This is a genomic window from Streptococcus sp. UBA4344 (assembly GCF_002393675.1).
Lineage (GTDB): Bacteria > Bacillota > Bacilli > Lactobacillales > Streptococcaceae > Streptococcus > Streptococcus vicugnae.
In genome coordinates this window covers 1-8046 of the sequence record NZ_DGTE01000010.1, presented here as the reverse complement: position 1 = coordinate 8046, position 8046 = coordinate 1, and the positions used below count along the sequence as shown (strand labels likewise).

The 8046-nt window shown below is 35.9% G+C and carries 9 protein-coding genes; all 9 read left to right on the top strand.

The window, feature by feature from the left end:
• Positions 1-273 (top strand): hypothetical protein (locus B4D49_RS02055; protein ID WP_286783048.1); only part of this gene is annotated, 273 nt, incomplete at its 5' end.
• Between the two features lie 233 nt (positions 274-506).
• Positions 507-824, top strand: coding sequence for a PTS cellobiose transporter subunit IIB (locus B4D49_RS02050; protein WP_074481708.1), 318 nt, complete (start codon positions 507-509; stop codon positions 822-824).
• Between the two features lie 50 nt (positions 825-874).
• Positions 875-2848, top strand: coding sequence for a BglG family transcription antiterminator (locus tag B4D49_RS02045; protein WP_286783047.1), 1974 nt, complete (start codon positions 875-877; stop codon positions 2846-2848).
• 18 nt (positions 2849-2866) lie between these two features.
• On the top strand, positions 2867-3181 hold the full coding sequence (locus B4D49_RS02040; protein ID WP_020916861.1) for a PTS cellobiose transporter subunit IIA: 315 nt from the start codon (positions 2867-2869) through the stop codon (positions 3179-3181).
• A gap of 22 nt (positions 3182-3203) precedes the next feature.
• Positions 3204-3716 (top strand): hypothetical protein, encoded by a 513-nt coding sequence (locus B4D49_RS02035; RefSeq protein ID WP_132869187.1) that lies wholly within the window; start codon positions 3204-3206, stop codon positions 3714-3716.
• A 40-nt stretch (positions 3717-3756) separates the two neighbouring features.
• Positions 3757-5082 (top strand): PTS cellobiose transporter subunit IIC, encoded by a 1326-nt coding sequence (gene celB / locus B4D49_RS02030; RefSeq protein ID WP_132869186.1) that lies wholly within the window; start codon positions 3757-3759, stop codon positions 5080-5082.
• A gap of 147 nt (positions 5083-5229) precedes the next feature.
• A complete protein-coding gene (locus B4D49_RS02025) occupies positions 5230-6048 on the top strand; it encodes a Cof-type HAD-IIB family hydrolase (RefSeq protein WP_286783046.1) in 819 nt (272 codons plus the stop codon).
• Between the two features lie 24 nt (positions 6049-6072).
• Positions 6073-6726, top strand: coding sequence for an SGNH/GDSL hydrolase family protein (locus tag B4D49_RS02020; RefSeq protein WP_286783045.1), 654 nt, complete (start codon positions 6073-6075; stop codon positions 6724-6726).
• A 93-nt stretch (positions 6727-6819) separates the two neighbouring features.
• The coding region (locus tag B4D49_RS02015) for a glycoside hydrolase family 1 protein (protein WP_286783044.1) at positions 6820-8046 on the top strand (1227 nt) is incomplete at its 3' end.

Here is an 8046-nt window from a genome sequence, read left to right as displayed (position 1 = left end):
AGCAAATATCGAAAAGTTTATGATAGTCAAGGTCAACGAATGAGTGGTCCATATATCATCACCTTTTCAAATCCTAATGAGCTTCCTGATATTTTAGCTAATCAAAAGATTGCTGATACGATTCAAGTGCTTCACAAAGATTCAAAAAGTTATCGTGTTTATTCTATAATGAACGATGAAAAATTGAAAAAACTAATTACTGATGAGTTAGGCTTACAAGAAAATCAAGTTTCTGTGAATTATACAAAATTATTTATTCCAGCATTCTTTTAAGATAGTCAGACTAGTTTTCCCTAGTCTGGCTCTTTTTTTTCTAAAAAACTGAAGATTTACAGCAAATTTCCGTAGTGATTGCAGTTTGGTTACGGAAAAAAATGTACCTAAATGGAATTTTTCCGTATTAGTCGTATATTTTTCCGTATTGCAAAGGAAAAAGAATGCGTTTACATAATGATGGCGTTTTCATATAATATCAGTGTAAACAAAAAACAAAGGAGATTCACATTATGGCTAAGAAAGCTTTAATTATCTGTGCAGGCGGTATGTCATCATCAATGATTGCTAAAAAAACAATGACATTCCTTCAAGACAAAGGCGAAGACATCGAAATGGATGCTGTTGGTGTTCCAGAAGGACAAAAACGTATCGAAGCTGATAAATACGATTTGTATCTTGTTAGCCCACAAACAAAAATGAACTTCAAACAATTAGCAGATGCAGCTGCTAAAACAAACAAACCAATCGTTCAAATTCCACCACAAGCTTACATTCCAATTCCAATGGGAATCGAAAAAATGGCGGCCTTGGTTCAAGAAAACATCTAATGCCTGATGTGATATAATAGTTCTAATGGTACTTGGAGGTGTCCTGTTCTGTGTTAAATAAAAAAGAAAAACAAATTATTCAATATCTTACAAAAGATAAAGAACAATTTGTGACTAGTAAAGAACTAGCAGCGCATTTAGGATGTTCAGATAGAACAATTAGAACTTACTATAAAACACTGGTTGAAAAATTAGATAACTATTCGGGAATTGATTTGATTTCAAAGCAAGGATATGGTTATAAGCTAGACATCAAAGATGATGACGCTTATGCCGATTTCTTGGAAGAAAATCATATCAATGATAACCATTTTAATTATCAAAACATTACAGATATTAACGATCGCTACAATTTTCTGTTAAACAAACTTTTGTTTGAGCAAAATGAAATTTATTTTGATGATTTAGCAGATGAGTTATTTGTTAGTCGATCAACATTATCTAGTGACTTTAAAAAGATTAGAGAAAAGTTTAAACCATATCATTTAAAAATTGAGAGCAAAGCCAATAAGGGTGTTTATGTGATGGGGCAAGAACGTGATAAACGTCGATTCATCATGGACTACTTTATCGATTCTGGTTTCATCAACACCATGCATTCATATGTTGATAATGAATTGCTTAATCAAAAGATTTCTTTTGAAGAGTTAACAATCATTGTCCTTGATGAATGTCGGGAAGGTGGTCTTAAATTATCAGATTTTGTGATTCAAAATTTGGTCATCCATATTGCCTTAGCAATCAGACGTATTACTGAAGGTTTTCAAATCAGTAAGGTGTCAGAAGATGAATTGGTGCTGAGAGGTTTGGCAGAGCGTCAAATTGCAGAAAATATTCTAAAACGTGTTTCAAGTTCAACAGGAATTCATTTCCCGATTGAAGAAATTGATTACATTACGTTACACTTGGTTTCAAAAGGTCACGGGAATGCTTGTCATATTTCTGAAGTATTGCAAGAACAAATGCGACAAGAATTAATTGACAGTATCGACCAAGTTAATCCAACTGTGAAGAATGATTTTCAATTGATTGAAGGACTCCTAGCTCACTTGTCTACGATGTTTATTCGTTTGCAAGGTCGAGTTGAGATGGAAAATCCATTAACATCAGAGATTCGAGCAAAATACAATGACATGTATGAGTTAGCAGAGCACGTGGTTAAGAATATGCCAACCTTCAGCGCTTACACTTTAACACCAAATGAAATCGCCTACATTGCTCTTCACTTTATGGCAGCAAAGGAAAGATATAAGGAGCAACGTAAATACAATGTTCTTGTTATCTGTGCTACTGGTTACGGTAGTGCTCAAATGTTGAAGAGCCGAATTGAAAATGAGCTCGGGAACTTAGTTTCAATTACGGATGTGATTGGTTATTACGAAATCAATGATGAAAAGTTAAAAGGTATTGATTTTATTGTATCTTCGATTGACTTATCAAACTTGATTTTCAATATTCCAGTTTTCACGGTTTCAGTCTTTTTAAATGATGATGAGCTGAAGGATATCAAACAGGGAATTTCTCACTTGAACACCTCTTTAGCAAAAATAGAAGATCGTCAATCAGAACTCAGTGTAAGCGATGTGTTTGACGATTACTTCTCAGAAGATTATTTTTTCCTTCTATCAGATGCGTCAAAAGAAGAAGTACTTCAAATTTTGGCTAATAGCATTTCAGTTAATGAAAACGAGCAGTTTGAAAAACGCTTGTTGGATATGATGAAACAGCGTGAAGCAATGAGTTCAATTGTTTTCGGGAAAAACATCGCTGTTCCTCATCCGCTGAAAGCCGTAGGAAGTAAACATCACTTTGCCGTAGCAATTGTTAAAAACGGAGTGAAATGGGATAAACAATATCCTTCAATTAAAATCGTCTTTTTAATGTCAATGTCAATTCATGATAATGATGGCTTACCAGAGTTGACATCTGCCATTGTAGATTTGGTTGATAATCCAAAACTTCAAGAACGTATGTTAACTTGTCAATCATTTGATGAATTTAAAAAAATATTTTTAACTATTTAAAAAGGAAGTAGGAGTTATATGAATTCAGAAGAATTGCAAGTTGCAGCATTTGAGATTATCTTAAATTCCGGTAACGCACGTTCAATCGTTCACGAGGCATTTGATGCCATGCGCGAAGGTAACTATGCGTTAGCAGAAGAAAAATTGAAAGAATCAAATGACGAATTACTAAAAGCCCACCAATCACAAACACACTTGTTACAAGAATATGCAGGTGGTAAAGAAGTTAATGTTGAAATCATCATGGTTCACGCTCAAGACCACTTGATGACAACAATGACTCTTCGTGAAGTTGGACTTGAAATGTTAGAGTTATACAAAAAAATCGGTTAGTTAGGCAAGAAAGGAGATAGCTATGGCTGCTTTAACAGAAAAGGAGAAAAGAGAATTAGACGCAACTAGACGTGAAAACGGGATAAAAAACATGTACTACACACGTTACTTCCTTATTCGTTACATCGTCGCCTTCTTCTTTTTCATCAATCTGTACTGGATTTTGATGTTCTTATCAGCCAGTCACATCAGTCTAGTTATTATTCCTGTTCTTATGGCTGTCTTTGGTGCCATTTGTATGTGGGAACAATCACGAATGTATTCAAGGGAACAAAAACCAGCGATTAAAACGCAATTTTATTTCCAAACGATCATTGCTTTAAATATCATTTTAATTATTGCCACTTTATTTAAGCAATATCACTATTTTTATCCATTCTTATCTGAGAATGGTACGACTCAACTTATCCTAATCGTGATGCTTTTACTTGGGATTATAATTTCATCATGGATGTTAGTTAAAATTGGTCGTATCAACCGTAACTCAGATAAACAATATTATCGCATTCAAAAATATTTGGCATCAATCAATTAGTTAACAACAAACATTCAACAGTTTTTAGGAGGAGAAGAAAATGTTTGAATTTTTAGAAAAGTACTTAATGGGGCCGATGGCTAAAGTTTCTGCTTGGCGTCCTGTTCGTGCCATTGTTGCCGCTGGTATGGCCAGTATTCCGTTTACTATCGTCGGATCTATGTTCCTTGTCTTGAGCATTATCCCACAAGCCTTTCCAATTCCTGCCTTAACATCAATTTGGGCAAACTCAGTTGATAAGATTGCACCACTTTACTTGCAAGCTTACAACTGTACAATGGGTATCTTGTCACTATACTTTGCCATTGTTATTGGTTATGAATACACTAAAATTTTCGCTGATGAAGAAGAACTTGATGTAGATCCAGTTTACGGTGCTCTACTTTCAGTATTTGCTTTCTTCTTGACAATTCCAGAGTTGCTTGTTAAAAATGGTTCATTTGACTATTTGAACGTTAAAGGTGCTACAATCAATGGTTGGACTGTTGGTGGTAACAGCTTGGCTCGTTTGTCAACTTCAGGTATGTTTACAGCTATCTTGATGGCTATCCTTGCTGTTCAACTTTACCGTGTATGTATCAAACGTCACTGGGTTGTTAAAATGCCAGAAGCAGTTCCTTCAGGGGTTTCTCGCTCATTCTCAGCTTTGATTCCATGTGCTTTCGTAGCTATTGTCGTTCTTGTTATCGATGGTGTGTTCATCGCACTTGGTACTGACATTTACAATGTCGTTGCTATTCCATTTGGTTTCGTTCGTCACATTGCAAACTCTTGGCTTGGTATTGTGGTTATTTACCTTCTTGTTCACGCTTTGTGGATTGTTGGTATCCACGGTGCTAACATCGTTATGGGTCTTGTTAACCCAATCCTTTTGTCAAACATGGCAGAAAACGTTGACGGCGCACACATTGCTTTCGCCGGTGAATTCTCAAACTCATACGTTATCATGGGTGGTTCTGGTGCAATGCTTCTTGCCTGTGTATGGCTTGCAGTAGCAGCTAAATCATCTCAACTTAAAATGCTTGGTCGTGCAGCTATGGGTCCTGCAATCTTCAATATCAATGAACCACTTATCTTTGGTCTTCCAGTTGTATACAACCCAATTCTTGCCCTTCCATTCATCCTTGCACCAATCGTGAGTGCTTCAATCGCATATTGGTCAATCAAACTTGGTTTTGCCGCTGTATCTATCATTCAAACTCCATGGCCAACACCAATCGGTCTTGGTGCCTACATCGGATCAGGTGGTAACATCGGTGCCGTTATTACAGCTCTTGTTTGTGCTGTAGCAGCATTCTTTGTTTGGTTCCCATTCCTTAAAATGTATGATTTGAAACTTCTCAAAGAAGAAGGCGTAGAAGCTTAATAGAATTAAGAGCGGGTATATCCCGTTCTTTTTTGTTTGAAAATGAAAATCTAGAATATATTTTTCGTATCATAGTATCATTTTTTCTGAATATACTTAAAGAATTTTTCAGTAAGCTAGCGTATAATGGGAGACAAGGAGGGTGTTATGACAGTTAAAGTAATTGCAACCGACATGGACGGAACATTTCTAACAGATACAAAGACATATGATAAGGTCTTATTTGAACGACTTTTTGACCATTTTATGGAAGAAGGAATTAAATTTGTTGTTGCTAGCGGTAACCAATATCGCCAAATTATCAAACAATTTCCAAGACACAAACACCAGATGTCATTTGTAGCTGAAAATGGTGGACATATTATTGAAAATGGTAAGACATTGCAGGAAGAATTTGAGACGGTAGAAGCTGTTTCGGCATTGGTAAATTTTATTGAGAAAAAATATCCTGATACTGTAATTAATCTAGCAGGAAAAACATCATCTTATTTACCAGTGACAACGCCGAAAAAGATTAAGGAGTTATTGAGTTATTATCTTCCAGTTTTAAAATATGTTGACAATCTTCATCCAATTCCTGAAGACGATTATTTCAAAGTGACTTTACTAGTTCGTGACGAGTTAACTTTTCAAGTTCGCGATGAAATCAATACACTTTTTGCAGACTATCAATTAACGGCGACCTCTAGCGGTTTTGGTTGTATTGATGTTATTCCCTCACACGTTCATAAAGGAACTGGGCTTGATTTCTTATTAGATCATTGGGGATATGGTCCAGAAAACCTTATGGTATTTGGTGACGGTGGAAATGACATCGAAATGTTAAAATTGGCAAAATATTCTTTTGCCATGGCAAATGCTTCGCAGGAAATCAAAAATGTTGCTCATTACCAAGCACCATCAAATCAAGAAAATGGTGTTTTACAGGTTTTAGCTAACCATTTTTTGAAAGGTTCTGATTTGTGATAAAATAATCACAAAGGAGAAAAAATGACTGATTTTCAAGAATTATATCACCGAGCAGATGTCAAAGAATATCGTAATTATGTGTTAATTGATCAGCAAAATCAATTGTGGGAAAAATTTGATGCTTTAAATAGCAGTGCTTCTAACCCCAATATCGTTTTTGCTGGGGATTCTATCACGGAATATTTTCCCATTCATGAATTGTTGTCATCAGATTTAACTCTTTATAATCGTGGCGTCCATGGGATTAATAGTCTTCATCTATTGGAACACCTTGATTCTCAAGTACTTGAATTGCTACCAAGCAAAGTTTTTCTATTAATTGGTGTCAATGATTTGAAAAATCGAAGACCAAAAGAAGTTTATCAAACTATCAAAACAATTATTGAGAAAATTCAACAGCAGTTGCCTGAGAGTCAGATTTTCTTATTGTCTGTTTTTCCGATGAATGAATCGCCTGAATTTGTACGCACACCAAGCCTGCGAAATAATGCAAGCATTTCACAACTTAATAAACTATTAGAACAATTGGCTAGTCAGCAAGTTAAATGGCTTGATTTACATGATTTATTGTGTGATGAATCTGGGCAATTAAAACATGACTGGACAATTGATGGACTTCATTTGACTGTTGAAGGATATCGAGTCATTGCAAAAGTGATTCAAACTTATCTATGATGGGATAGTATCACTTTCCAAGACAATAATGGAAGATTGCGCTTTCAAAGAACGATATAATCTTATTGTACTTAATTGAAAGAGGGAAAAGATATGACAAAAGCATTTCCAAAAAATTTCCTTTGGGGTGGGGCAATTGCTGCTAACCAAGCCGAAGGTGCTTATAATGAAGATGGTCGTGGACTTGTTGCGACTGATGTGACAACAGGTGGTAGTGTTGATGCACCGCGTTACATGACTTATATTGATAAAGATGGCAAGCCTGGTAAAGCGCCAGCCATGGGACACAATGGTAAAATTCCTGAAGGCGCCAAATATGCGGTGCTTGACACAGAGCATTATCCAAACCATGTAGCCGTTGATTTCTATCACCGCTACAAAGAGGATATTAAGTTGTTTGCCGAAATGGGTTACTCTGTTTTCCGCTTGTCAATCTCTTGGGCGCGAATTTTTCCAAATGGTGATGACAAAGAGCCTAATCAAGCTGGGCTAGATTTTTACCGTTCTGTTTTTGAAGAATGCCGTAAATATAACATTGAACCATTGGTATCAATTTGGCATTTTGATACACCACTTGCTTTGGAAGAAAATTATGGCGGATGGAAAAATCGTAAACTGATTGATTTTTACGTGCGTTACTGTGAAGTGATTTTCAATGAATATAAAGATTTGGTTAAATATTGGCTAACTTTCAACGAAATTAATAACACAACCATGTTTCTTGATATGTTTGGTTCAAAAGCCAGTGATGCTGACTATCAAGAAGGTTATCAAATTCTTCACCATCAATTTGTAGCATCAGCTAAGGCTGTACAAATTGGGCATGCCATTAACCCTGATTTCATGATTGGAAATATGATTTGTGGCATTACTTTCTATCCTGGAACTTGTGATCCTGCAGATATCTTAGCAAACGAGCACAAGTGGCAGTCTGGCATTTATTATTGCGGTGATGTCCAAGCTAAAGGAAGATATGGTACTTATGCCAAACGTCTTTGGAAAGAGCATAATGTTGAACTTGATATCACTGAAGAAGATCTTGAAGATTTGAAACGTGGTACGGTTGATATGTATACTTTCTCATATTATATGTCAAATAATGTGACTACTCATACTGGTGGTGAACAGGTTTCTGGTAACTTTTCAGCTGGTGCTAAAAATCCTTATTTGACTTACTCAGATTGGGGTTGGGCACACGATCCAACGGGGCTTCAATATTACCTTGAAAAAATTTACGACCGTTATGAAATTCCTTTAATGGTGGTTGAAAATGGTCTTGGTGCTTTTGACACGGTAGAAGAAGATGGTTCTATTCATGAT